Annotated in this window: 23 protein-coding genes; 13 read left to right on the forward strand and 10 right to left on the reverse strand. The window is 71.9% G+C overall.

Annotated elements, in window-relative coordinates; translation table 11 throughout:
* Window positions 1–91: 91 nt before the first annotated feature.
* The 4 genes from cphA to FDO65_RS11125 form a co-directional block, all read right to left on the reverse strand.
* Window positions 92–2,896 (reverse strand): cyanophycin synthetase, encoded by a 2,805-nt coding sequence (gene cphA / locus FDO65_RS11110; RefSeq protein WP_137449774.1) that lies wholly within the window; start codon window positions 2,894–2,896, stop codon window positions 92–94.
* A gap of 76 nt (window positions 2,897–2,972) precedes the next feature.
* Window positions 2,973–3,929, reverse strand: a complete 957-nt coding sequence (locus tag FDO65_RS11115; RefSeq protein WP_137449776.1) for a cyanophycinase — start codon at window positions 3,927–3,929, stop codon at window positions 2,973–2,975.
* A gap of 31 nt (window positions 3,930–3,960) precedes the next feature.
* Complete coding sequence (locus tag FDO65_RS11120) at window positions 3,961–4,470, reverse strand: DUF4240 domain-containing protein (RefSeq protein WP_137449778.1); 510 nt, start codon at window positions 4,468–4,470, stop codon at window positions 3,961–3,963.
* Window positions 4,471–4,489: 19 nt separating this feature from the next.
* Window positions 4,490–4,906: a PPOX class F420-dependent oxidoreductase gene (locus tag FDO65_RS11125; RefSeq protein WP_137449780.1), complete on the reverse strand. Its 417-nt coding sequence runs from the start codon at window positions 4,904–4,906 to the stop codon at window positions 4,490–4,492.
* Window positions 4,907–5,063: 157 nt separating this feature from the next.
* Between FDO65_RS11125 and FDO65_RS11130 the strand changes: the two genes are divergently transcribed.
* Together FDO65_RS11130 and FDO65_RS11135 are read left to right on the forward strand one after the other, a co-directional pair.
* Window positions 5,064–5,789 (forward strand): phosphatidylserine decarboxylase, encoded by a 726-nt coding sequence (locus tag FDO65_RS11130; protein WP_137449782.1) that lies wholly within the window; start codon window positions 5,064–5,066, stop codon window positions 5,787–5,789.
* Window positions 5,774–6,727: a CDP-alcohol phosphatidyltransferase family protein gene (locus tag FDO65_RS11135; protein ID WP_240757562.1), complete on the forward strand. Its 954-nt coding sequence runs from the start codon at window positions 5,774–5,776 to the stop codon at window positions 6,725–6,727. The genes FDO65_RS11130 and FDO65_RS11135 overlap by 16 nt, the downstream gene beginning before the upstream one ends.
* Window positions 6,728–6,737: 10 nt before the next feature.
* Here the strand turns inward: FDO65_RS11135 and FDO65_RS11140 are convergent, their stop codons facing one another.
* From FDO65_RS11140 to malQ, 3 genes are all read right to left on the reverse strand, one after another.
* Window positions 6,738–7,070 (reverse strand): DUF3263 domain-containing protein, encoded by a 333-nt coding sequence (locus FDO65_RS11140; protein WP_137449783.1) that lies wholly within the window; start codon window positions 7,068–7,070, stop codon window positions 6,738–6,740.
* Between the two features lie 145 nt (window positions 7,071–7,215).
* Window positions 7,216–7,842 (reverse strand): DUF899 family protein, encoded by a 627-nt coding sequence (locus FDO65_RS11145; protein ID WP_137449785.1) that lies wholly within the window; start codon window positions 7,840–7,842, stop codon window positions 7,216–7,218.
* Window positions 7,843–7,885: 43 nt separating this feature from the next.
* Window positions 7,886–10,069, reverse strand: a complete 2,184-nt coding sequence (gene malQ, locus FDO65_RS11150; protein WP_137449787.1) for a 4-alpha-glucanotransferase — start codon at window positions 10,067–10,069, stop codon at window positions 7,886–7,888.
* 77 nt (window positions 10,070–10,146) lie between these two features.
* Between malQ and FDO65_RS11155 the strand changes: the two genes are divergently transcribed.
* The gene (locus tag FDO65_RS11155) at window positions 10,147–11,607 is read left to right on the forward strand and encodes a protein adenylyltransferase SelO (protein WP_205849976.1); all 1,461 of its coding nucleotides are present in this window, start codon (window positions 10,147–10,149) and stop codon (window positions 11,605–11,607) included.
* An 8-nt stretch (window positions 11,608–11,615) separates the two neighbouring features.
* Here the strand turns inward: FDO65_RS11155 and FDO65_RS11160 are convergent, their stop codons facing one another.
* Window positions 11,616–11,936 (reverse strand): low molecular weight protein tyrosine phosphatase family protein, encoded by a 321-nt coding sequence (locus FDO65_RS11160; RefSeq protein WP_137449911.1) that lies wholly within the window; start codon window positions 11,934–11,936, stop codon window positions 11,616–11,618.
* Window positions 11,834–13,402, reverse strand: coding sequence for a DUF2254 domain-containing protein (locus tag FDO65_RS11165; protein WP_166442139.1), 1,569 nt, complete (start codon window positions 13,400–13,402; stop codon window positions 11,834–11,836). Before FDO65_RS11165 ends, FDO65_RS11160 begins: the two co-directional genes overlap by 103 nt.
* A gap of 217 nt (window positions 13,403–13,619) precedes the next feature.
* Here FDO65_RS11165 and FDO65_RS11170 point away from each other — a divergent pair, with 217 nt between their 5' ends.
* The 8 genes from FDO65_RS11170 to FDO65_RS11205 all read left to right on the forward strand — a co-directional run bounded on the left by FDO65_RS11170 (window position 13,620) and on the right by FDO65_RS11205 (window position 20,327).
* A complete protein-coding gene (locus FDO65_RS11170; protein WP_137449793.1) occupies window positions 13,620–13,982 on the forward strand; it encodes a YciI family protein in 363 nt (120 codons plus the stop codon).
* Window positions 13,983–14,215: 233 nt separating this feature from the next.
* Window positions 14,216–15,442, forward strand: a complete 1,227-nt coding sequence (locus tag FDO65_RS11175) for an RNA polymerase sigma factor (protein ID WP_137449795.1) — start codon at window positions 14,216–14,218, stop codon at window positions 15,440–15,442.
* A gap of 88 nt (window positions 15,443–15,530) precedes the next feature.
* On the forward strand, window positions 15,531–16,055 hold the full coding sequence (locus FDO65_RS11180; protein WP_137449797.1) for a hemerythrin domain-containing protein: 525 nt from the start codon (window positions 15,531–15,533) through the stop codon (window positions 16,053–16,055).
* Window positions 16,052–16,780 carry an SDR family NAD(P)-dependent oxidoreductase gene (locus FDO65_RS11185; protein ID WP_137449799.1) on the forward strand — a complete coding sequence of 243 codons (729 nt, stop codon included), beginning with the start codon at window positions 16,052–16,054 and terminating at the stop codon, window positions 16,778–16,780. The genes FDO65_RS11180 and FDO65_RS11185 overlap by 4 nt, the downstream gene beginning before the upstream one ends.
* Window positions 16,781–16,798: 18 nt before the next feature.
* Window positions 16,799–17,515: a TetR/AcrR family transcriptional regulator gene (locus FDO65_RS11190; RefSeq protein ID WP_137449801.1), complete on the forward strand. Its 717-nt coding sequence runs from the start codon at window positions 16,799–16,801 to the stop codon at window positions 17,513–17,515.
* 47 nt (window positions 17,516–17,562) lie between these two features.
* On the forward strand, window positions 17,563–18,276 hold the full coding sequence (locus tag FDO65_RS11195; protein ID WP_137449803.1) for a gamma-glutamyl-gamma-aminobutyrate hydrolase family protein: 714 nt from the start codon (window positions 17,563–17,565) through the stop codon (window positions 18,274–18,276).
* 35 nt (window positions 18,277–18,311) lie between these two features.
* Window positions 18,312–19,610 carry a DUF4032 domain-containing protein gene (locus FDO65_RS11200; RefSeq protein WP_137449912.1) on the forward strand — a complete coding sequence of 433 codons (1,299 nt, stop codon included), beginning with the start codon at window positions 18,312–18,314 and terminating at the stop codon, window positions 19,608–19,610.
* A gap of 144 nt (window positions 19,611–19,754) precedes the next feature.
* Window positions 19,755–20,327, forward strand: a complete 573-nt coding sequence (locus FDO65_RS11205; protein ID WP_137449804.1) for an HdeD family acid-resistance protein — start codon at window positions 19,755–19,757, stop codon at window positions 20,325–20,327.
* A 184-nt stretch (window positions 20,328–20,511) separates the two neighbouring features.
* On the opposite strand, the gene FDO65_RS11210 is transcribed toward FDO65_RS11205, so the two are convergent.
* The gene (locus FDO65_RS11210; RefSeq protein WP_137449806.1) at window positions 20,512–21,303 is read right to left on the reverse strand and encodes a FadR/GntR family transcriptional regulator; all 792 of its coding nucleotides are present in this window, start codon (window positions 21,301–21,303) and stop codon (window positions 20,512–20,514) included.
* A 182-nt stretch (window positions 21,304–21,485) separates the two neighbouring features.
* Here FDO65_RS11210 and FDO65_RS11215 point away from each other — a divergent pair, with 182 nt between their 5' ends.
* Window positions 21,486–22,910 carry a GntP family permease gene (locus FDO65_RS11215; RefSeq protein WP_137449808.1) on the forward strand — a complete coding sequence of 475 codons (1,425 nt, stop codon included), beginning with the start codon at window positions 21,486–21,488 and terminating at the stop codon, window positions 22,908–22,910.
* A gap of 4 nt (window positions 22,911–22,914) precedes the next feature.
* Window positions 22,915–23,520: a gluconokinase gene (locus FDO65_RS11220; RefSeq protein WP_137449810.1), complete on the forward strand. Its 606-nt coding sequence runs from the start codon at window positions 22,915–22,917 to the stop codon at window positions 23,518–23,520.
* Window positions 23,521–23,595: the final 75 nt, after the last annotated feature.

A 23,595-nucleotide genomic window follows, 5' to 3' on the forward strand; every position in this document is an offset into this window, starting at 1 on the left:
GCCCCCCCCCCCCCCCCGCGCCCCGGCCGGCCCCGGCCCCCCCGCCCCCCCGCCCCCCCCCCCCCCCCCCCCCCCCCCCCCCCGGGGGGGGTCAGACGTCCTCGGCGCCGGCCTGGGCCCGTCCGGCGATCACCTGCAGCTCGTCCCACACCGCCCGGGCCCGGTCCACGCAGATGACCACCAGGTCGCCCGGGTTGGCCCGGGCCACCGCCTCGCGGGTCGACTCGATCTCGTCGAGGATGACGTCGACCTGCCGGACCCTGGCGCCCTCCTGCTGCGCTCGACGGGCCCCCTCGGCGATCAGCTCGGCCGTCTCCCCCGGGGCCCGGCCGCGGAGCCGGTCGTCCTCCCGGACCACGATGACGTCGAAGTGCTGGGCCGCCTGTACGCCCAGGTCGATCATGTCCTGATCGCGGCGGTCACCGGCGGTGGCGATGACGCCGATGCGCTGCGGCCGCTCGAACGTCTGGGTGTCCTCGAAGAAGCGGTCCACGAAGTCGCCCAGCGCCACCATCGCCGGCGCGTTGTGGCAGTAGTCGACGATGACGTTGATGCCGCGGACATCGGTCATGTTCATCCGGCCCGGCGCCGAGTAGTACGACGGGCTGAACGACCGGAGCCCACCGCGGATGTCCTGCAGGTGCGCGCCCGCGCAATAGGCGGCGGCCGCCGCGGCCATCGCGTTCTGCACGTTGAACATGGCCTTGCCACCGAACGTCGCCGGCAGCAGATGCGTGTAGGCCAGCGGCATCCGGCGACGTCCGTGCACCAGCACGATGAGATCGCCCAGCTCGCTCTTCTCCAGCACCACGGCCTTGCCGCCCCGGCGGCAATGGTCGGCGATCATCCGGTTGTCCGGCTGGATGGAGAACCAGACCACCTCGCCGGAGCAGGCCCGCCGCATGTTGCGGACCAGGGGATCGTCGGCGTTCAGTACCGCGGAGCCGTTCTTGGGCACCGCCTCGACGATCACCTGCTTGACATCGGCCAGCTGCTCCACCGTGTCGATACCGCGCAGGCCGATGTGGTCGGGGGCGACGTTGAGGACCACGGCGACGTCGTTGCGGCCGTAGCCCAGGCCCTCCCGCAGGATCCCGCCGCGAGCCACCTCGAAGACGGCGAAATCGACCCGCGGGTTCTGCAGCACCATCTTGGCCGACCGCGGCCCGGACGCGTCGGACCGGATGACCAGCCGGTCGTCGATAACGACACCGTCCGTCGACGTCATGCCGACCTTGCGGCCCATGCCCTTGAAGATCGTCGCGATCATGCGCGAACACGTGGTCTTGCCGTTGGTGCCGGTGACCGCGACGATCGGGATGCGGGCGTTGGTGCCGGGCGGGAACAGCAGGTCGACCACCGGCTTGGCCACGTACTGCGGCTCGCCGATGGTCGGGTGGGTGTGCATGCGGAAACCGGGTGCGGCGTTGACTTCGCAGATGGCGCCGCCGGTCTCGCGGACCGGCTGGGTGATGTCCGGGCAGAGGAAGTCGATGCCGGCGATGTCCAGGCCGACGACGCGGGCGGCCTCCTCGGCGATGTCGACGTTGTCCGGGTGGGCCTCGAAGGTGCGGTCGATGGAGATGCCGCCGGTCGACATATTGCCGGTGAGCGCGAGTTTCACCGTCTCACCCAGCGGCGGGACGTCCGTCATCTCGTAACCCTGGGCGCGGACCAGCTCGACGGCCGCGTCGTTGACCGCGATCTTGGTGAGCACCTTCTCGTGCCCCACCCCGCGACGGGGATCGGCGTTGGTGATGTCAACCAGTTCCGCCACCGTATGGGTGCCGTCGCCGACCACGTGCGCCGGCACCCGCTCGGCGATGGCGACCATGTGGCCGCCGATCACCAGGACGCGGTAGTCCTTGCCGACGATGAACGACTCGACCAGGACGTACCCGCGACGGGACTCGTCGTAGGCGGTGTCGAACGCCGCGCGCACCGCCTCCTCGTCGCGCAGATCGATGGCCACCCCGCGACCATGGTTGCCGTCCAACGGTTTCAGCACGACGGGGTAGCCGATGCGGCGGGCCATCCGGACGGCGTCGTCGGCCCGGCGGACCACCTCCGAGGCGGGCACCGGGAGTCCGGCCGCGGCCAGCAGCCGGTTGGTCAGCTCCTTGTCCGAGGCGATGTCCACGGCCAGGGACGACGTCACCGACGTCATCGTGGCCCGGATGCGCTTCTGGTTCACGCCGTGCCCGAGCTGCACCAGCGACCCGGAATTCAGCCGCTGCCAGGGGATGTCCCGGGTGATGGCCTCGTCCAGGATGGCCTGGGTGGACGGGCCGAACGCCACCCGCTGGCTCATCCGCAGGAACTCGTCGTGCTCGGCGGCGAAGTCGTAGTGCTCGCCGTAGCCGCTCACCCCGTCGGCGTCGACCGTCGGGGCGCCAACCAGGTCCGGCCCGAGCGCCGCCCGGACCAGGGAGTTGACCAGCCGGACGGCCATCCGCCCGGCGGCCGTCCCGACGGTCTCGTCGAGGTAGCCGTAGATGACGTTGTAGACCCCGGTCTGGCCGGTCGAGCGGGTCTTGCCGCGGGTGATCTCGTGGCCGGCGGTGCGCTGCAGCTCCAGGGCGACGTGCTCGACGACGTGCCCGGCCCAGGTGCCCTCGACGAGGCGTTCGGCGAACCCGCCCTCGCGCCCGCGGGAACACTGGTGGGTGCGGAGGCCCGGAACCGCGGCCAGCAGGGCGTCGGTGAACCCGGGGAGGGTGTCGGTCGGGTACTCCTCGAGACCGCCGATGTCGACGACCAGATGCACCGAGGGCTCGTACGACCAGTAGTTCGGGCCCCGGTAGACCCGGGTCTGCGCGATCTCGACCTGCGGGATGACGGCGCCGGAGCCACCGTCGTCCTCCGACGGTCGCTGCTGCGTGCTGGTCTCGCTCACGGGTGGTCCCTTCCCCGACGCCGACGATGCAGGGATTGTGCCCCGCGGCCGGCCGCCCGGGCTCGCCAGGGGTCCGTCAGCTCGGCCGCCGCCGCAACTGCGCGGTGGTCTCGTGCACGCCCTCGGCGCGGATCAGTCGGCTCGTCGCCGGGTCGATCTCCGCGGGGGCGTCGCTCGGCCGCAGGATGCCGGGCGCCCCGTCAGCATCGGGCAACCCGGGCGCCGACAGCAGCCGCCGGGCGCGCAGGTCGAACACCGCCCCCCGCGGGAGCGTGTGGACGCGCAGGTTGGACAGCAGCAGCGGCTGCGTTCCCGTCGCCGTGTAGGCCGTGGTGATCAGCTCCCCGCCGTCGACCACGGTGACGACCCCCCGGCCGCGCACCTCCAGCCGCCCGTCCGGGCCGATCATCGCCGCGGTGTCCTCGTCGATGCCGATGCCGAGCTGGTGGGGGTTGGCCGCGACCAGGGCGTACAGCCGACCGAAGCGGTTCCGCTGGGTGAAGTGCTGGTCGACGATGGCCCCCGGCACCAGCCCCAAACCCTGCGACACCTGCCCGACCCGGAACTTCGGCGTGGTCCCGCCACTGCCGAACGACACCATGTGCTCCGAGCAGATGCTCGCGCCGGCCGACGTCCCGGCGACCAGCGCCCCCCGGCGGTGCGCGGCGACGATCGCGTCCCCCAGCGCCGTCCCGACCACCAGGGTCGACAACTTGACCTGGTTCCCGCCGGTCATGAACACGGCGGTGGCCCGCCCGACGAGCTCGGCCAGGTCGGCGTCCTGGGCCTGCTCGCGGCTCTCCGGCCGGATCCCGGCCACGTCCGCGACGCCGAGCTGCAGGAACAGATCGATGTAGGCCTGGGTGATCTCGTCGCCCAGCGAGGACGCCGTCGACAGGACCACGATCCGGGCGTTCGCCCCGCCGGCCAGGCGCACGACATCGCGGAGGATCGTCATGCGGCCGAGCTTGTCCTCGGCGCCGCCGATGGGGAGCACGATGCCCGGGGCCACGGGCTGATCTTCGGTGGGCATGTCGCTCACCGTAATCGGAAGGAGCGCACGGTCAGGCGCGGACGGCGGCCCACAGCCGCGGGAAATGCTCGGCGAACCAGTCGTCGTCGTCCTCGGGGAACTCCTCGCCGCGCGGTTCGTCCGACCCTGCCTCACCCGTCGGCACCTCGAGCTGTTTGCGTTCCGCCGCCTGGACGAACTCGTAGCCGTAGATCTCGCCCAGGCCCGAGTCGATCTCCTCCATGTCGGTGGACACGTCGACCAGGGCGTCGGGGTCGGCCAGCACCCGCTCGTAGGTCGCGCGGCCCATGGCGATGAGCCACTGCCGGAAGTCCCAGAAACTGTCGTCGCTCATGCCGCCACCGACCAGGTAGCCCGCCGCCCACAGATCCCAGGTGTACGCGCGGCGCACCAGCTCGTCGTGGATGCGGACCGCGTCGAGCGTCGAGCGCGGCGACAGCCCGTCGAGCAGTACCCGGAGCCGCCCCACCGTCGACTCGTCCAGAGCGGAACTCCCGGCTCGCGCCTCGTCGACCAACCGCCAGAAGCCGTCCTCGTCCATCGATCCCCCACCTGTCCGCTCAGCCGCCGACCGCCCGCTCCGGGGTGATCCGGATGACGACCCGATCGTCGGCGATCATCGCCTGCCGATAATCATCCCAGTCAGGGTGCTCCCCGGCGATGGCCCGGTAGGTGGCCACCAGCAGTTCCAGGGCCGGTTCCGGTCCGTTCGGCCCGTGCTGGTCGACGATCTCCGCCGGGCCGTCGACCTGCACCCAGTGGCCGTAAAAGGCGTCGGGAAGCAGGAGCACGGAGGCCCGCGGGTCGCGCCGGAGGTGGCGGACCTTGGCCCGCGGCGCCTGGCTGGAGATGCAGATCCGGCCGTCGACCACCCCGGCGTTCACCGGGGACATCTGCGGCTCACCGTTGCGGCGGCGGGTGAGCAGCACGGCGTGGTCGTTGGACCGGACGAAGTCGAGCGCGGCAGTCAATTCCATCACCCGAGTGTCCCGCCGACCGGCCCGCCCGGCCCGCCCGATCGGCCTGGTTGATCACCGGTTGGGGGAGGTTCCTCCGCTACCGTGGTCACCGCCCGGACCGGGCACCCGATCAGGACCGAACCGACCCGTTGCGTCGGAGAAGCGAGGCGAGGACGTGGCCGACCAGGCCCCCGGCCCCGGAGCCCATCTGCTCGACCTGATCCGGACGACGACACCACCTCTGCACCCGGGCGGGCGGCCCATCGTCCTCGGCGCTGCCGCGGCTACGGTGGCCGCCCGGATCGCCCTCCGATCGGTCGGGCTGAAGCGGACCGGACGGACCGTCGGACGGATCGGCGCGCTGGCCACCCTGGGCTCGGCCGCCTTCTTCCGCGCTCCGGTGCGGGTCGCCCCGGCCGACACGGACGTCGTGGTCGCCCCCGCGGACGGTCTGATCTCGCTCCTGCAGGACGCCGCCCCGCCGCCCGAGCTCGGTCTGGAACCGACGCCCCGCCCCCGGGTGTCGATCTTCCTCTCGGTGTTCGACGTGCACGTGCAGCGGTTCCCGGTGTCCGGGACGGTGCGGGCGGTGGCGTACCGGCCGGGCAAGTTCCTGTCGGCCGACCTCGACAAGGCCTCCGACGTCAACGAACGCAACTCCGTCGTCCTGGACACCGCACACGGCGAGGTGGTCGTCACCCAGATCGCCGGGCTCATCGCCCGCCGCATCGTCTGCGACACCGCGGCCGGCCACGCCGCCCCGCTGGGCGCGACCTACGGGCTGATCCGCTTCGGGTCCCGGGTCGACACCTACCTGCCGGTCGGCACGGAGTTCGCCGTGCAGCGGGGACAGCGCGCGGTGGGTGGGGAGACCGTCCTGGCCCGGTGGGAACGTCCCTGATGGAGAGCGAGGCGCGACCCCAGGTTCCGGGCGTCCGTTTCCTGCCCAACGCCATCACCGTCCTGGCTCTGTGCTCCGGGTTGAGCGCCGTCGCCTTCGGCCTGAACCAGCAGTGGCTGCTGGCCGTCGGCGCCATCGCCGCCGCCGGCGTCCTGGACTCGCTGGACGGCCCCGCCGCCCGGCTACTCAACTCGACCAGCCGGATCGGCGCCGAGCTCGATTCCCTCTCGGACTGCATCTCCTTCGGCGTCGCCCCCGCCCTGGTCACCTACATCTGGCTGCTGCGCGACGAGGGCCGCGCCTACGGCTGGGTGGTCTGCCTGCTGTTCGCGGTGTGCGCCGCCCTGCGCCTGGCCCGCTTCAACTCGCTGCTGGACGACGAACCCAAACCGTGGGCCCGGGGATTCTTCACCGGCGTCCCCGCGCCCGCCGGCGGTCTGCTGTCGCAGGTGCCGTTGCTGCTGTACCTGCGGTTCGACGACGGCTTCTGGAGCCGCCCCGTGCCAGTCGCGCTGTGGATGGTCCTGGTGGGCGTGCTGATGGTCTCCCGCATCCCGTCGATCGCCCTGAAGTCGGTGCGCGTCGCACCGCAGGCCATCGTGCCGATGCTGCTGATCCTGCTGGTCGGCGTCGGGTTCCTGGTCATCGAACCCGAGATCGTCGCCGTCGCCGGGCTGCTGGTGTATCTGCTGCACCTGCCGTACGCGGGGTGGAAGTACCAGCACCTGCGCCGGCACCCCGAGCTGTGGCCGCAACCGAAGTCGCGGCGGCCCCGCCGGTCCAGCCGGGTGCGCCTGCGGATGCCCCGCCGCCGCCGGGTGGCCGGGCGGCTGCCCGACGGGAGCGTCCAGCTGCGGCTGGCGCCCCGCACGCCACGTCCCCCGCGGCCCCGGCCGACCGGGAAGGCCCAGCGGCCGGGTGGCTCGGACCAGACCTGAGGCGGGTGGCTCAGACCTCGAAGCCGAGTCGCCGCGCCGAACGGGCCCGCTGTCGGCTGCTGCGCAGTCGGCGCAGACGCCGGACCAGCAGCGGGTCCTCGGCCAGGGCGGCCGGGTTGTCGATGATGCCGTTGAGCACCTGGTAGTAGCGGGTGGGCGACAGGTCGAACATCTCCTTGATGGCCTGTTCCTTGGCCCCGGCAAACTGCCACCACTTGCGCTCGAAGGCCAGGATGTCCCGGTCCCGCCGGGACAACGGATCCCCGATGCCGGAGCCGGTCGTCGCGTCCGGCCCGTCGGTGGTGGTCCGAGTCGGCTCGGCCGAGGCCGCCGCTCCGTCCATCGCTTGCTCCCTGCACCCATCGCGTCGCGGCCCGGAGGCCCCGAATCACACGCCTGTCATTCCGCCGGTCCATTGCAACACACGGCACCGACAGGACACGCGCCCGCCGCACGCCCCATCCGGGTCGGCCGACGGAGTCGAGCGGTCACCCGTACGTCGGGTGCTGCGGCCAGCCGGACGGCGAGTCCTCCCAGTCCTCCTGCCGGCCGTAGACGGTGCGGTCGAGGACCGCGTAGTGGAACAGCATCGGCTCCACTCCGCGCGCGGCGGTCCGGTACGTGCGGTAGACGTCGTCTCCGTCGCGTAGGAACGTCGAGAAATGGAAGTAGCCGGTGCCCCAGTCGGCGTCCCAGCTCGTGCCGCCCGACGACGCGAACGGCACCGTCCACCCCCGGCTCGCGGCGTAGGGCTCGAACTGGGCACGCGGCATGTTCGACACGGTGATCCAGCTGACGCCCCGCTCGGCCAGCCGGGCCAGCGCCGCCGGCGGGACGTTGTCGGTGAACTGGGTGCAGCCCGGACAGAACTGGCCCGGTCCGTTGTCCATGAACTGGTAGAGCGCCAACTGGTCGCGGCCGGCGAACAGCTCGACCAGTGACCGTGGTCCGTCCGCCGTCTCGAAGGTGTAGTGCTGCTCGACCCGCTCCATCGGCAACCGCCGCCGCTGGGCCGCCAGGGCGTCCAGCGCGCGGGTCGCGGCCTTCTCGGCGATCAGCAGTTCGTCCCGCTGCCGCTGCCATTCGGTGCGCGACACGATGTCCGGCTTGTCCATTCCGGGACGGTAGCGCCGGAACCGTCGCCGTGCAGCCGGTCGGTCAGCCGCGCATGATCGCCGCCAGCGCGGCGGCCCGCTCGCTGGCGAACACGTCCTCCAACGAGATCGGTTGCCCGTCCGGACCGGACAGCGGCACCCGCCAGTTCGGGTACTCGTCGATGGTGCCGGGCTGGTTCTGCCCGCGCCGGTCGCCGACCATGTCGGTCAGCGAGACGCCGAGCAGGCGCGACGGCGTCCAGCTCAGGTAGCGGTGCAGCGCCTCGACCGTGGCCCGCACGTCGTCGGCGGGGGCGTCGGGCGCGTCGGGATCGAGCCCGTCGGCCGCCGCCTCGGCGGCGTGCTCGGACAGCGCTCCCCGGCGCCGCAGTTCGACCAGCCAGGCCGCGCGTTCGGCCTCGTCCGCGTCCAGTTCCTCCTCCAGGCTGCGGGTGAGCAGACCGAGCTCGTGGCGCAGCCGGACGTGGTCGCCCGCGAGATATGCCGCACTCGGCGGCAGGTCGTGGGTCGTCACCGAGGCCAGGCAGTACTCCCGCCACTTCTCGGCCGGCAGCGGGCCGATGGCCGCCCCGCCGGAGTCCAGCTCGTACTCGAACCAGAGGATCGACGTGCCGAGGATGCCGCGATCGCGCAGGTAGTCGCGCACCCACGGCTCGACGGTGCCGAGATCCTCGCCGACGATCGCGGCCTGGGCCCGCACCGCCTCCAGGGCGAGGATGCCGATGAGCGCCTCATGGTCGTACCGGACATAGGTGCCGTTCTTCGGGCCGAGCCCGGCCGGGATCCACCACAGCCGGAACATGCCGATGATGTGGTCGACCCGCAGGCCACCGGCCGACCGGAGCACGGTGGCGACCATGCTGCGGAACGGCGCGTACCCGACCTCGGCCAACCGGTCCGGCCGCCACGGCGGCTGGCTCCAGTCCTGACCGGCCTGGTTGTAGGTGTCCGGCGGGGCGCCCACCGTCATCCCGGCGGCGAAGACGTCCTGCAGCGCCCACGCGTCGGCCCCGCGGGGATGGACGCCGACAGCCAGGTCGTGCATGACCCCCAGCGCCATCCCGGCCCGGCGGGCGGTGGCCTGCGCCACGGAGAGCTGCTCGTCGAGCACCCACTGCAGCCAGCGGTACCAGTCGACCCGGTCGGCGTGGCCGGTGCGGAACGCCTGCACCGCGGTCGACCGGGGGTGCTGCAGCTCGTCCGGCCATTCCCGCCAGTCCGCCCCGTGCTCCTCGACCAGCGCACACCAGGTGGCGAAGTCCTGCAGGCCGTCGCCCTCGCGCTCGCAGTACTGGCGGTAGGCCAGCTCGCGCCCGGCCGTCCGCGGGACCGCGTGGACCAGCTCCAGCGCCCGCTGCTTGGCCGCCCACGACGGGTCGCGGAGGATCGCATCCTGCCCGGCGAGGCTCTCCCGCAGCCCCTCCTTCCCGGCAGCCACCGTGTCGCGGGCGGTCTGGTCGAGCTCCGCGAACTCCGGAATGCGCTCGGGCCGCAGATAGATCGGGTTCTGGAAGCGCCGGGTGGTCGGCAGGTACGGCGACGGTTCCAGCGGCGGGACCGGCTCGGCCGCGTGCAACGGGTTGACGAGGACGTAGCCGGCGCCCTGCCCGGCCGACCAGACGGCCAGATCGGCCAGATCGGCGGCGTCACCGACCCCCCAGGACTGCTCGGAGCGGACGCTGTACAGCTGAGCGGCGACCCCCCAGCTGCGTTGCCGCCCGAGCCGCGCCGGCAGGCCGACCCACGACGGCGTCACGATGACGCTGGCCGCCCCCTCGTCGGACGGCGACGTCGCCCGCAGCGTGTGATAGCCCAACGGGAGGTCGGCCGGCAGCCGGAACGTGGCTTCGCCGACGAGCCGGTCCCCCACCTGCCGGGGCGGCGTCCAGTTCTCCTCCTGGACGAGGTCCTCACGGGTGCCGCCCGTCTCGAGCTCCACCCAGATCGACACCGGTTCACCGTGGGTGACGTGCACGAAGACCGACGGGGACTGGCCCTGCCGGACCACCACCGTCGGGGCGAGCATGCGCCGCCACTCCCGATCGGCGATGCCGTCCGCAGCGGCCTGGGCGGCTTCCGGGGTGCCGGCGTCCACGCCCAGCGCGGCCAGGACGGCCACGATCGTCTCGCCCGGCACGGTGACGTGCGCGCCGCGCCAGTCCCAGAACTCAGTGGCGATGCCGTAGGACTCGGCCAGGCGGTGCAGCAGGGCATCGGGTGCGGTCACCGGACGATCCTCGCAAACCCCAGGTCGCCCGGGACACCCGCCCGGGCCACGTCCGTACGCTTCAGGAGGTGAGTGTCGTGACGGTCCCCTCCCTGACCCACCAGTTCGCCGCCGACCTGCCCGAACTGGCCGTCGCCTGGTCGGCCGAGCCGGTGACCGAGCCCCAACTGCTCGTACTCAACGAGGCGGTGGCCCGCGATCTCGGCCTCGATCCCGACTGGCTGCAGGGCCCGGACGGTCGCCAGTTCCTGGTCGGCGGGCTGATCCCGGACGGCGCGACCCCGGTCGCCCAGGGCTACGCCGGGCACCAGTTCGGCGGGTTCTCACCGCGCCTGGGCGACGGGCGGGCCCTGCTGCTGGGCGAGCTGACCGCCCCGGACGGGCGGGTCCGTGACCTGCACCTGAAGGGTTCCGGCCGCACGCCCTTCGCCCGGGGCGGCGACGGATTCGCCGTCATCGGCCCGATGCTGCGGGAGTACGTCATCAGCGAGGCGATGGCCGCGCTCGGCGTCCCGACGACCCGGTCGCTGGCCGTCACCGCCACCGGGCGTCCCGTCCGGCGCGAGACCATCCTGCCCGGAGCCGTGCTGACCCGGAGCGCGGCCAGCCATCTGCGGGTCGGCAGCGTGCAGTACGCCCGGGCGATCAGCGACCATACCGAGGATCTCGACCTCCTGCGGCGCCTCGTCGACCACGCCATCGTGCGGCACCACCCGCACGCCGCCGACGCCGACCGGCCGGCGCTGGCGTTGTACGAGGCGGTCGTCGCCGCACAGGCGTCCCTGGTGGCGCACTGGATGCTGATCGGCTTCGTCCACGGGGTGATGAACACCGACAACATGACGCTGTCCGGCGAGACCATCGACTACGGGCCCTGCGCCTTCCTGACGGTCTTCGACCCGGCCACCGTGTACAGCTCGATCGACACCGGCGGGCGGTACGCGTACGGCAACCAGCCGGTGGTCGCCGAGTGGAACCTGGCCCGGCTGGCCGAGGCACTGCTCCCGCTCATCGACGAGAACTCCGACCGGGCCGTCGAGCTCGCCGTCGGCGTGCTGGAGACGTTCCGCCCCCGGTACAGCGCCGCGTGGCTGGCCGGGATGCGCGACAAGCTCGGCCTGCCGGCCGGTCTGGCCGACGAGGTCGCCGCAGCCCTGTGCACCGACCTGACGGACCTGTTGCAGGCCAACCACGTCGACTACACGGCGTTCTTCCGCCGCCTCGGTCGGGCCGCCCGGGGTGAGAGCGAACCGGTGCGCGAACTGGTGCTCGACCTCGCCGCCATCGACGCCTGGCTGGACCGCTGGCGCGCGACCGGCCCGGACGGCGACCGGATGGACCGTGTCAACCCGGCCTACGTGCCCCGCAACCACCTCGTCGAGGAGGCCCTGGCCGCGGCCACCGACGGGGACCTGCAGCCGTTGGGCACGCTGCTGGACGCGATCGGTGATCCGTTCACCGAGCGGCCCGGATTCGAGCGGTACGCCGAGCCGGCCGCGTCGGACTACGGCACGTACACGACGTTCTGCGGGACCTGATCCCGGCGTCAGGGCAGGTGGGGCGGAACGACCCGCTGCAGCAGATCGACGAGTTCGGGCTGCAGGTAGTCGTAGTCGTCCCTGATCGCGAGCACGACCACCCGCTTGTCGCGGAGGTACCGCTGGAAGCGCCGCGTCAGCTCCCGCTTGTGCGACGCCTCCATGACGAAGATCAGGTCCGCCCAGGCGATGTCCTCCGGGGTGGCCACCTCTTCGGCGTCCGGCTTCAGCCCGACCGAGGCGACCTCGATCCCCGGCCGATCGCGGAACACGGCCTCAGCCGTGGGACTGCGCAGCCGGTTACGGCTGCACACGAACAGGACCCGCATCTCCCGCTTCTCGCCGGCGTACCCCATGCCCCGATGGTCCCAGGCACCCACCGTTCGCAACGGGACAGCGGGCGCGCGCTCACTCCACGGTGGGGCGGCCGGCACCCGGAACGGGGTGGGCCCGGTGACCGTTGCCCCGGCCGGTGGCCGCCGCCTGCACGAGGTCTTCTCCAGAGCCGAGGCCCTGCTGGTCGGCGGTCATCGCGTGCGACGTCGCGGTCGCTCTCGAACGACCGCTGGACACCCTGGGTCAACAATTCCAACTGGCGGTCGAGTTCAGGTCGGCGTGGGGCGGGTGCGACCGCCCTGAGGTCCTCGAGGGCCGCGCGCAGTCGGCGGGCCACCTGGGGGGAACGAGCTCCCGCGAGTCGGAGCTCGTCGAAGGCCAGCCGGACGTACCCCGTCCAGTCGAGGGCGGGCACCCGCAGCCGCACGGTTCCACGCCCGTCGCGGTGCTCGCCGGCGGGAATGTGCCGGGTGGCCAGCTGGCGCAGCGCGTCGTGCAATCGGTCGATGGCCTGCACGGTGGTGGTCGGGTCCGAGAAGGGTTCACTGACCCCGCGTTCGGCGATGTCGACGAGCTGGCGGAACGCGTACGCCGGGTCGTCCGGGTAGGAGCGCTCGTTCCCTAGCGTCACCAGGTCGGCCACGTGCCGACGGTTCAGCCGAACGCCGTCGCCGGCGTCCACGATCACCAGCGGCGCCCCCGCGCAGACGAAGTCACCCATCGCCGGCACCAGCCGGAGCGAGCAGTCCGCGGCCACCGCGGCGGCGACCAGGCCGGGCCCGTCGAACCGGACGACCACGCCCGGCTCCGGCGCCGTGATCACCTGCGGGTCCGGGTCCGCCGCCGCTGCGGGGTCGGCCGGGTAGAGCCGGTCGAGCTCCGCGTGCAGGTGGTCACCGACCAGGTCGATGAGCCCGGCGACCCGTAGGGTCTGCCCCGCGTGGTGCACGTAGAGCACGAGGGCGACGACGCTGGCCAGCATCAACAGATAGGCGAGCGGCACCGTCACCCCGGGCACGGAGCCCTGCCCGCCGTCGGCGGAGTCGTCCACCTGCGAGATCGCGAGCAGCGCGAAGACCAGCGTGGCCGCGAACAGACCGTGGGTGAGCTGGCTCGAACGGTCGCGCAGCAACGCCCCGACGATCCGGGGTGAGAACTGGCCCATGGCCAGTTGCACCGCGACCGTGACCACGGTCATCACCAGCGTGATCAAAGTGACCAGGGACGAGGCGATGGTGCTGAGCACGGTCTGTGCCGCACTGGGCGGGCCGGTCAGCCACTGCGGGACGAGGGAATTCCCGGTAACCCGGTCGATGGCGGTGGCCACCACGCACAGGCCGATCCCGGCGACCATGCAGAGGAGGGGGACGAGCCACAGGCTGTCGCGCAGGGCGATCGCGACCCTCTGCGCCCGGGGCGTCCCGGCCACCGGCGGCCGCGGGCTCGGTCGAACGTTCATCTGCACTCCCGTCCCCAGCGAGACCCTGTGTCTGCCACGTCGGGAGACGAGGGGTACCGGGCGCTGTCCCGGAAGCCAACCCCAGACCGACCGACCCGCGCATCGGTCGAACGACCGACTGTCTCGGCAGTCGTCGAGAATTTCTGCCCAAGGTCTGTCGAAATCCGGAAAGGTCGTTCGTGGAGATGGTGTCCACACCACACCCCAGGAGGAACCCGTGAAGCAGTATCTGCTGTCCGTGTACATGGTCGAGGGCGCTCCGGTGCCGGCCGAGGACGAGATCCAGCGCATGTACGCCGATGTCGACACCTTCAACAAGAAGCTGCAGACGAGCGGCCACTGGGTGTTCGCCGGCGGGCTGCACCCGGCCGATGTCGCCACGGTCGTCCAGCCGTCGGCCGGCGGTGGGATCACGACCACCGACGGTCCGTTCGCCGAGGCCAAGGAGCACATCGGCGGGTTCTGGGTCATCAAGGCCGCCGACCTCGACGAAGCCCTGCGATTGGCCGGCGAGGGCGCCGTCGCGTGCGGTGGGCCGGTCGAGGTCCGCCCGTTCCAGGACGAGCCGGAGGGCGAGTGAGCATCGAAGGCGCCCCCAGGCGACGAGGAGCGGAGCGAGCCCGGAGGCGAGCATCCCGAACCGAGCCGGAGGGCGAGTGAGCATCGAAGTGCGCCCGCGGCGCGCCGGCCGACAACGACGGAGCGAGGAACGAGCGGAGAAGGCGTCGGCCCATCGACGAGGAGCGGAGCGGGCCCGCAGGCGAGCATCCCGTACCGAGCCGGAGCGCTGATCACCGGATGTCCGGGGCGGCGATGGATCCTGTCTCGACGGTCTTCCGGGCCGAGTACGGCCGGGCCGTCGCCACCCTGACCCGTCTGCTGGGCGATATCGACAGCGCCGAGGAGGCGGTCCAGGAGGCGTTCGCGGTGGCGACCGACCGGTGGCCGAACGACGGCACCCCACCCAATCCGGGTGGGTGGATCGTCACCACCGCCCGCAACCGGGCCCTGGACCGCATCCGCCGGGAGTCGACCCGTCGACACCGGTACGAGCAGGCCTACCGGATCACCGACCACGATCCGGAGCCACGGGAGGTGGGCCCGGTGGACGACGACCGGCTGCGGCTCGTCTTCACGTGCTGCCACCCGGCTCTGGCTCCCGCCGCGCAGGTGGCGCTGACCCTTCGGCTGCTCGGCGGGTTGTCCACCGACGAGATCGCCCGCGCGTTCATGGTTCCCGAACCGACCATGGGTCAGCGCATCAGCCGGGCCAAGGCCAAGATCACGGCGGCCGGCATCCCGTACCGCATCCCACGGGACGCCGACCTGCCCGACCGGCTGCCGCCGGTGCTGGCCGTCGTGTATCTGATCTTCAACGAGGGGTACACGGCCACCACGGGGCAGGCCCTCATTCGCGACGACCTGTGCCACGAGGCGATCCGGTTGGCCCGGTTGCTGGTCGAGCTGATGCCCGACGAACCCGAGGCCCGTGGGCTGCTCGCCCTGCTGCTGCTGACCGCGGCCCGTCGTCCCGCGCGTCTGGACGACCGTGGACGGCTGGTCAGGCTGGCCGACCAGGACCGCGGCCGTTGGGACCGTCCGCTGATCATCGAGGGACATGCGATCGTCCGAGACTGTCTGCGTCGCAACAGCCCTGGGCCCTACCAGTGGCAGGCCGCCATCGCCGCCGTGCATGCTGACGCGGCCGACGCGACTCAGACCGACTGGGGCCAGATCCGCGCACTGTACGACCAGTTGCTGGCCGCCACCGGCAGTCCCGTCGTCGCGGTGAACCGGGCCGTCGCTGTGTTGGAGACCGACGGCCCGGCGGCCGCCCTGCAGGTGCTGGACGAGCTGGTCATGTCGCCGGCCGTCGACCAACTGGACCGCTACCAGCATTTCCACGCCACCCGGGCCGAGGTCCTCGCGCAACTCGATCGGCCCGCAGACGCCCGCGCCGCCTACGACCGGGCTCTGGCGCTGACGGGCAACGAGGCGGAGGCCAGGTTCCTCGGCGAACGCCAGGCCGCCCTGCCCTGACATGCGGCCGACGTCGCTCTGGCGCGCATCCCCATCGACAGTCATAATGACACTACGTCATTCTGACTGAGCCGAAGCGGGAGCGCCGATGGAACTGCAGACCCCACGAGTCGACGACACCGCACCGACCGAACGTGGTCGCGCCGCCGCCCGATCACTGGTCACGGTGCACGACGGCCTGCGCGACGAACTGGCTCAGGTCAGCCGTCTGGTCGACGAGGCGCTCGCCGGACGCGTCGACATCGCCGGAGCCCGCGGCGACCTCCAGCGGCTCGCGCTGCGCCGCCACGACTGGACGACCGGCGCCTACTGCTCGGCGCACTGCCTGGCCGTCGCCCAGCACCATTACGGCGAGGACCACGAGATCTTCCCGCTGCTCCGCAGCGCCCGACCCGACCTGGGCGATGTCCTGGATCGGCTGGAACGTGAGCACGTCGTCGTGCACGACCTGCTGGAACGCCTGGACGGCGCCCTGGTGGCCCTGGCCGTCGCGGACGCCGACGGACGCGCAGCCCTCCGACGCACGCTGGCGGAGTTCTCCACCGTCCTGCGCGCCCACCTGGCCTACGAGGAGGAGCAACTGCTCGGTCCGATGGCCCAGGTGTTCTCGTGACCGCGCCGGCGAACGGCCGACGGGTCCTGGTGGCCGGGGCGACCGGGGGTATCGGCGAAGGGGCCTGCCGGGCGCTCCTGCGGGCCGGGAACGAGGTGGTCGCGGTCGGCCGCGACGCCGCACGGCTGGACGCGCTCGCCGCGCGATTGCCCGGGCCCGTCGAGGCGGTGGTCGCCGACGTGACCGCCGCGTCCGCAGCTGCCTGGTTCACGGCCCGGGCCGGAACGTTCGACGGCGTCCTGATCGCCATCGGCGACCCCGGGCACGCGCACGGCGGAACAGTGCTCGACATCCCCGACGAGGACGTCCGACAGATGATCGAGGTCAACGAACTGGGTGGGCTGCGGGCCCTGCGCACGCTGGTCCCCCTCGTCCGGCCCGCCGGAGCCGTGGTCACCGTGCTCGGCATGAGTGCCGAGATCCCCTTCCCGCAGAACCCCCTGATGGGTTCGACCAATGCGGCCATGCGCTCGCTGCTGCGCACCCTGGCCGAACAGCTGCGTCCGACTGGAACCCGTATCTACGCGCTCGTGCTGGGCATGGTCCGCACCCGGGCCCGGCAGGCGGCCGGCATCGACAACCCCTCGTGGCTCACCGGTGACGACATCGGCCGGTACACCGACGATCTGGTCGTGGGCGACGTCCCCGCCCCCGCACAGACGCTCCGATACCTGGTCGATCCGCGGGTCGGTCCCCGTCTGGAGCCGCCCCGGCCGACCGGCTGAACGCGGTTGGATGGCGGCATGACCACCGGTGCCGACGAACCCGTCGAGGATTTCCGCCGCCGCACCGCCCGGCTGCGGCGGCACCGGACGAGCCGACGACTGGTCCAGGCGTTCTTCGACATCTCGGGCGAAGGCCCGGTGGAGAGCCTCGTCGTCGACGACATCCTGCGGGCAGCCGGGATGTCGCGGGGCACGTTCTACCGCCACTTCCCGACGATGGACGCCTTCCTCGACCACGTGGCGTTCGCCGTCGGCGCCCGGCTGAACGTCGAGATGCACGGGTGGGACGCGACCTGCCCGGACGCGGCCGAACGCCTCGGGCGGCGTCTGACCTACCAGGTTCAACGGTCGAGTACGGACCCGGTCTGCGCCGCGCTGCTCCTGCGGCTCCTGGCCCGGGACGGCTCCGTGGGCCGGCAGGCGGCAGCCCATTCGCTCGCCGATTTCCGGCAGGCCGTGGAGTCGGGCCGATTCCGGGTCCCCGACGCCACCCTGGCCGCAGATCTCGGTCACGGCCTGCTGACCGCCATCCTGCGCCGGACCGTCCGGGACGGGTTCGACGAGATCCGCATGCGCGACTCGCGTCTGGTGTTCTTCCGCGCCTTCGGCGTCGCCGATAACGACCTCGACGCCCTCGCCGACGCGGAGGGTCCGCCGCTGCCGACGACACCCCTGCGGGTCGAGGTCGTCGCCCTCTGCAGCGATCTGGCCGACACCGGCACCGGGAGCGACTGACCGGGGCCGACGTGCACGGCGACAGCCGGTCACCGACACTGGCTCCGATGAATCGCCCCCTGATCGGCGTCACCACCTACCGCCAACCCGCGACCTGGGGACGGTGGACGGAGGTGGACGCCACCCTGCTGCCGGCCGCGTACGTCGACGCGGTGCGGAGGGGCGGGGGCACCCCGCTGCTCATCCCGCCCCTGGGGCCGGGCGACCGGGCCATCGACATCGTCCGCCGCATCGACGGTCTCGTCATCGCCGGCGGGTCCGACGTCAACCCGGCCCGCTACGGCGAGGAACCCCACGAACGCACCCGGGGCTGGCACGACGACCGGGACGTCTCCGAGATGGCGTTGCTGCACGCGGCCGACGACCTGGAGCTGCCCGTCCTCGGGGTGTGCCGGGGGATGCAGGTGATGGCGGTCGTCGACGGTGGGCGGCTCGCCCAGCACGTCCCTGACGTCCTCGGCACCGATCTGCACTGCCCCGGCGTGGACGTCTACGGCGCCGTCGAGGTGCACACCGTGGCCGGGTCCCGGATCGCCGGGATCCTCGGCCCGGTCACCCGCGTCGCCTGTCACCATCACCAGGCCGTCGCCGACCTGGGCGACCGCTGCCGACCGGCCGCCCACGCGACCGACGGTCTGCTCGAGGCCATGGAGGCACCCGGGGACCGGTTCCGGGTCGGCGTGCAGTGGCATCCGGAGACGCTGACCGACCCGGCGCTGTTCCGCGCACTCGCCGACGCCGCCGCGCACGTGCGGGGCTGATCCGGGTCAGCTGTGCCAGGCTGACCGGCATGCGGATGCAATTCGCCAGCGGGCCCGACCCGACCGACCTGCTGACCCTCCCCTGGTCGACCCCGCTGGAGAAGTGGCCGCGCGAGAAGCTGGTGTCCCTCCCCCGCGGGATCTCGCGCCACGTCGTGCGTTTCGTCCGCATCGGCGGCATCGTCTACGCGATTAAGGAGATCTCGCAGGGCCTGGCCGAGCACGAGTACGAGCAGCTGCGCGAGCTGGCCCGGCTGTCCATCCCCGTCGTGCAGGCCGTCGGCGTCGTGGCCAACCGGTTCACTCCCGAGGGCGAGCCGCTGGACGCCGCCCTGGTCACCAAACACCTGCGCTTCTCGCTGCCCTACCGGGCGCTGTTCTCGCGCCGCATCGACCCGGACCTGGAACCCAAACTGCTGGACGCGCTGGCCGAGCTGCTGGTGCGCCTGCACCTGGCCGGGTTCGCGTGGAAGGACTGCTCACTGTCCAACACGCTGTTCCGCCGGGACGCCGGCGCCCTGGCCGCCTACCTGGTGGACGCCGAGACGGGCGAGCTGCGGGAGTCGCTGTCCAACGGCCAGCGCTGGCAGGACCTGGAGATCGTCGAGACCAACGTCGCCGGCGAGCTCCTCGACCTGCAGATGTCCGGGATGCTGCCGGAGTCGATCGACCCGCTGGAGACCGCCATCTCGGTGGTGCAGCGGTACGAGAAGTTGTGGGACCTGCTGACCGAGCCGCAGACCGTCGGCGACGAGGAGTGGTGGCGCATCGAGCAGCGGCTCCGCAAGCTCAACGAACTCGGCTACGACGTCGCCCAGATCCAGGTCAGCGAACACGCCGACAACCCGCGGATCATGGTGCAGACCCAGGTGGTCGACGCCGGCCACCACCGCCGCCGGCTGTTCTCCCTGACCGGCATCGACGTCCAGGAGAACCAGGCCCGCCGCATCCTCAACGATCTCGACACCTACCGGTCGCAGGCGGTCATGCCCGGCACCGACGTCGACGAGGACACCGTCGCGCACCACTACGTCACCGACGTCTACGACCCGGTCATCGAGGCGATCCCCGGGGACCTGCGGGACAAGCTGGAGCCGGCCGAGGTCTTCCACGAGGTCCTCGAGCACCGGTGGTTCCTGTCCGAGAGCATGGGCCGCGAGGTGTCGATGGCCGACGCCACCCGCTCCTACGTCGACACCGTCCTGCGGTACCGGCCCGACGAGAAGGCGTTCCTCGACTCGTCGCTGATGGGGGTCGGTTCCCTGGACGACGACGGGGCGCTCGACGACTTCTCCGAGCGGGCCGCCGCGGGCGAGGACACCGGCCCCTGGTGACGGGAGGTCTCGCTGCGACAACGCTGCTGTCACACGTTTGATTCAGCGCCGTCGAATCGGGTGATCACGCTGGTACCGTCCGCTCGTCGCGCCGTCGCCGGGACGGTCCCGGCTCCGTGGCCGACCTGTTTCGAGGAGGCCCCTGTGACGACTCTTTCCCAACTCGGTGCGACCGCAGCCAAGTACTGGTGGGTGCTGCTGCTGCGCGGCATCACCCTCATCGCGCTCGGCATCATGATGCAGGTGTGGCCGGGGGCCACCGTCCTGGTGTTCGCGATGCTCTTCGTCGCCTATCTCATCGTCGATGGCGTGTTCACGATCATCCAGGGCTTCACCGAGGGCCAGTCCAAGACCTACCACCTGGTCCTGGGTGGTCTGTCGATCCTGGCCGCCGTCATCATCCTGGTCTGGCCGAAGGAGAGCGCGACCGTCTTCGTCTTCCTGGTCGGCTTCTGGGCGCTCATCGCCGGTATCGCGGCGATCGCCGGTGGCCTGCAGCTGCGCAAGGTCGCCGGTTCCGGGTGGGGCTGGATGGTGGCGTGGGGTGTGCTGGCCGTGATCTTCGGTCTGTCGCTGATCCTCACCCCGACCGTCAACGGCATCCTGAGCCTGCTCTGGATCGTCTCGGTGTGGGCCATCATCTCCGGCATCACGCTGGCCATGTTCAGCTTCGTCGTCCGCAAGGCCGGCACGACGCTGGTGGCCGGCGGCCGGTAACCGCCGCAACCGACCAGCACACGACCCCTGTGGCCAGCCCGGCCACAGGGGTTGTGTCGTCTGCGGGTTCGAGATGAGCGCGCTGACGCTGACGAACGTCGCTGGCGCCGATCATCTGCCCGGGGGGAGGGCATTTCGGGGGTCGAATCGCGCTGCCGATCAGCGTCGACCGTATTCGTCGGCGTCAGGACGGGTCGGGTAACGGCCGGGGTCCGAGCACCGACGGCAGCGCCGCCCGGGTGGGCTGCTCGTCCGTCTCGGCGTCCATGGCCAGCACGGCGGCGGTGGACTCGTCGACGATGGCCCGCATCGCGGCTTCCGCCCCGGGGGCGTCACCGGCCTGGATGCAGGAGGCGACGACGCCGTGCAACCGCACGGCCTCCGAGTCGGCCGTCGCCGGCATCAGGGCGTGGCGGGTCCGCCCGGCGAGCACTTCGACGACGACCTCGGCCAGCCCGGCCAGCATGGGGTTGCCCGAGGCCCGGAGCAGGGTGCGGTGGAAGGCCGAGTCGTGGGCGAGGTAGTCGGCGGCGTTGGCGGTGCGGGAGGTCGCCGACATGCCGATCACCGCGGCGGTCAGCGCCCCGCAGTCGTCCCCCGAGGCGTTCGTCGCGGCCAGCCGGGCGGCCAGCGGCTCGATGGCCGACCGCAGCTGACCCAGGTGTTGCAGGTGGGTGACCCGGTCGGGGCCGGCCAGTCGCCAGCGAATGATGTTGAGGTCGTAGGGGTCCCAGGCCTCCGGCGGCTGCACGGTGATGCCCACCCGGCGGCGGGCGGCCAGCAGCCCCATCGACTCCAGGACCCGGACGGCCTCGCGCACCACGGTGCGGGACACGGCGAGCTGGGTGGCGGCGGTGTCGGCCGACAGGCGGGTCCCGGGCGGCAGGGCACCCGAGACGATGTCCCAGCCCCAGCGTTGCACCACGGCGTCGTGCAGTTGCTGATGAGCGGGGAACTGTGCCCCCGGTGACGTCATGCCCACAGTATGCGGGCTGACGGCCTTCTGATCATGCGCATCTCCGTCCGAACGGGTGATTAGTAGTATTAATGGCTTGTCAGGGGTTGATGTGTAGGACGTGTGCTGCCACAGTTCTGCCTCAACAGCCGGTCGCGCCCGATGTGTCGCGGCGCCGGCCCGTCCAACTCGATGGAGCGTTGATGACTCTCGATCTGCTCGGCCCCCACGCGGCCCTGGTCCCGCCGCTGCTCACCGCCACCGACCCGATCCAGCCCAGCGGCAGCAGCGCACAACTGATCACCGCCGGTCTCGCCGGCATCGCGGTGATCGTCGTGCTGATCACCTGGCTGAAGGTGCACCCGTTCCTGGCCCTGCTGATCGGCGGCCTGGGCATCGGCATCGCCGCGGGCCTGGCCCCGGCCAAGAGCGTCACCGAGTTCGCGGCCGGGTTCGGCAGCACCTCGGCCAGCGTCGGCATCCTCATCGCCCTCGGCGCGATGTACGGCAAGCTGCTGGCCGACTCCGGCGGCGCCGACCGCATCGTCGACACCCTGGTCGGCCGGGCGTCCCCGCGGGCCCTGCCCTGGATGATGGGCCTGGTCGGCGCGATCATCGGCCTGCCGATGTTCTTCGAGGTCGGCCTGGTCCTGCTGATGCCGGTGATCATCCTGGTCGCCCGCCGCTCCGGCCTGCCCCTGATGAAGATCGCCATCCCGACGCTCGCCGGCCTGTCCGCCATGCACGGCCTGGTGCCGCCGCACCCCGGCCCGCTCACCGCGATCGGCAGCCTCGGCGCCAACCTGGGGCTGACCCTGGCGTTCGGCGTGCTCGTCGCGATCCCGACCGTCGTCATCGCCGGGCCGCTCTTCTCCACCTTCGCCGCGCGCTGGGCCCCCGTCCCGGTGCCCGCCCTGTTCAGCACCGGTGAGGACAAGGGCGAGGACCCCGACCGGCCGCGTCCGACCTTCGGCGCCGCGCTGTTCTCCATCCTGCTGCCGGTCATCCTGATGCTGGCCAAGGCGCTGGCCGACGTCTTCGCCGAGGACTCCGACGCCACCTGGAAGTCGCTGCTGGACTTCCTCGGCACCCCCACCATCGCCCTGACCATCGCCGTGGTCGCCGGCATCTTCGTCCTCGGCAGCGGCGGCCACATGAACAAGGACGCGGTCAGCAAGACGCTCGAGAAGTCCCTGCCGCCCATCGCCGGCATCCTCGTCATCGTCGGCGCCGGCGGTGGCCTCAAGCAGGTGCTGATCGCCACCGGAATCGGGCAGATGATCGCCGACGCCGTCGCCGGCAGCAGCGTCCCCGTGCTGATCCTGGCCTGGTTCGTCGCCGTCCTCATCCGCGTCGCCACCGGGTCGGCCACCGTCGCCACCGTCACCGCCGCGGGCATCCTCGCCCCGGTCGCCGCCGAGCTGTCCAGCCCGATGGTGGCCCTGATGGTCCTGGCCATCGGCTCCGGCTCGGTCTTCCTGTCGCACGTCAACGACGCCGGGTTCTGGCTGGTCAAGGAGTACCTCGGCACCACCATCGGTCAGACGCTCAAGACCTGGTCGGTGATGGAGTGCCTCATCTCCGTCTGCGGTCTGGGTGGCGTGCTGCTGCTGAGCCTGGTGGTCTGACGCCATGACGCAGGGATCGAACATCCAGCAGCCCGTCCTGGTGGTCATGGGCGTGTCCGGTTCGGGCAAATCCACCGTCGCCGGCATCCTGGCCGGCCAGCTCGGCTGGGACCTCGAGGAGGGCGACGACCTGCACCCGCCGGCCAACGTCGAGAAGATGCACGCCGGCACCCCGCTCACCGATGAGGACCGCTGGCCCTGGCTGGACCGGGTGGCCGACTGGATCGTGGACCACACCAGCGCCGGGGTTCCCGGCGTCATCACCTGCTCGGCACTCAAGCGGGTCTACCGTGACAAGCTCCGCGGCGAGCACGTGCTGTTCGTGCACCTGGCCGGCAGCCGCGAGACCCTGGCCGACCGGCTGAACGCCCGCATGGACCACTTCATGCCGACCACGCTGCTGGACTCGCAGATCTCCACGCTCGAGCCCCCCGGACCGGACGAGCAGGTCCTGACCGTCGACATCGGCCGGCGGCCGGCCGAACTCGCGGCCGAGATCATCACCCGGCTCGATCTGCGTCCCGAACCCGGCTCCTCCGGTCTCGGCGCACCCCACCCGGGGGTGTCGTCCGCCCCGCCACTCGGCGACCTGTTCCGCCCGAAGAACTGATCGCGGCCGGGCCCGTCGTCCCCGCATCCGGGTGACGACGGGCCCTGCCGCCGTCCGCGCGACATCGCCGACCCC

Origin of the sequence: Nakamurella flava, assembly GCF_005298075.1 — a bacterium.
GTDB lineage: Bacteria > Actinomycetota > Actinomycetes > Mycobacteriales > Nakamurellaceae > Nakamurella > Nakamurella flava.

Coding starts and splice junctions, on each gene's coding strand:
- FDO65_RS11115 (WP_137449776.1), bottom strand. CDS start 3,929: ATGCCCACCGAAGATCAGCCCGTGGCCCCGGGCATCGTGCTCCCCATC.
- FDO65_RS11120 (WP_137449778.1), bottom strand. CDS start 4,470: ATGGACGAGGACGGCTTCTGGCGGTTGGTCGACGAGGCGCGAGCCGGG.
- FDO65_RS11125 (WP_137449780.1), bottom strand. CDS start 4,906: ATGGAATTGACTGCCGCGCTCGACTTCGTCCGGTCCAACGACCACGCC.
- FDO65_RS11140 (WP_137449783.1), bottom strand. CDS start 7,070: ATGGACGGAGCGGCGGCCTCGGCCGAGCCGACTCGGACCACCACCGAC.
- FDO65_RS11145 (WP_137449785.1), bottom strand. CDS start 7,842: ATGGACAAGCCGGACATCGTGTCGCGCACCGAATGGCAGCGGCAGCGG.
- FDO65_RS11160 (WP_137449911.1), bottom strand. CDS start 11,936: ATGCGGGTCCTGTTCGTGTGCAGCCGTAACCGGCTGCGCAGTCCCACG.
- FDO65_RS11165 (WP_166442139.1), bottom strand. CDS start 13,402: ATGAACGTTCGACCGAGCCCGCGGCCGCCGGTGGCCGGGACGCCCCGG.
- FDO65_RS11175 (WP_137449795.1), top strand. CDS start 14,216: ATGGATCCTGTCTCGACGGTCTTCCGGGCCGAGTACGGCCGGGCCGTC.
- FDO65_RS11180 (WP_137449797.1), top strand. CDS start 15,531: ATGGAACTGCAGACCCCACGAGTCGACGACACCGCACCGACCGAACGT.
- FDO65_RS11190 (WP_137449801.1), top strand. CDS start 16,799: ATGACCACCGGTGCCGACGAACCCGTCGAGGATTTCCGCCGCCGCACC.
- FDO65_RS11195 (WP_137449803.1), top strand. CDS start 17,563: ATGAATCGCCCCCTGATCGGCGTCACCACCTACCGCCAACCCGCGACC.
- FDO65_RS11200 (WP_137449912.1), top strand. CDS start 18,312: ATGCAATTCGCCAGCGGGCCCGACCCGACCGACCTGCTGACCCTCCCC.
- FDO65_RS11210 (WP_137449806.1), bottom strand. CDS start 21,303: ATGACGTCACCGGGGGCACAGTTCCCCGCTCATCAGCAACTGCACGAC.
- FDO65_RS11215 (WP_137449808.1), top strand. CDS start 21,486: ATGACTCTCGATCTGCTCGGCCCCCACGCGGCCCTGGTCCCGCCGCTG.
- FDO65_RS11220 (WP_137449810.1), top strand. CDS start 22,915: ATGACGCAGGGATCGAACATCCAGCAGCCCGTCCTGGTGGTCATGGGC.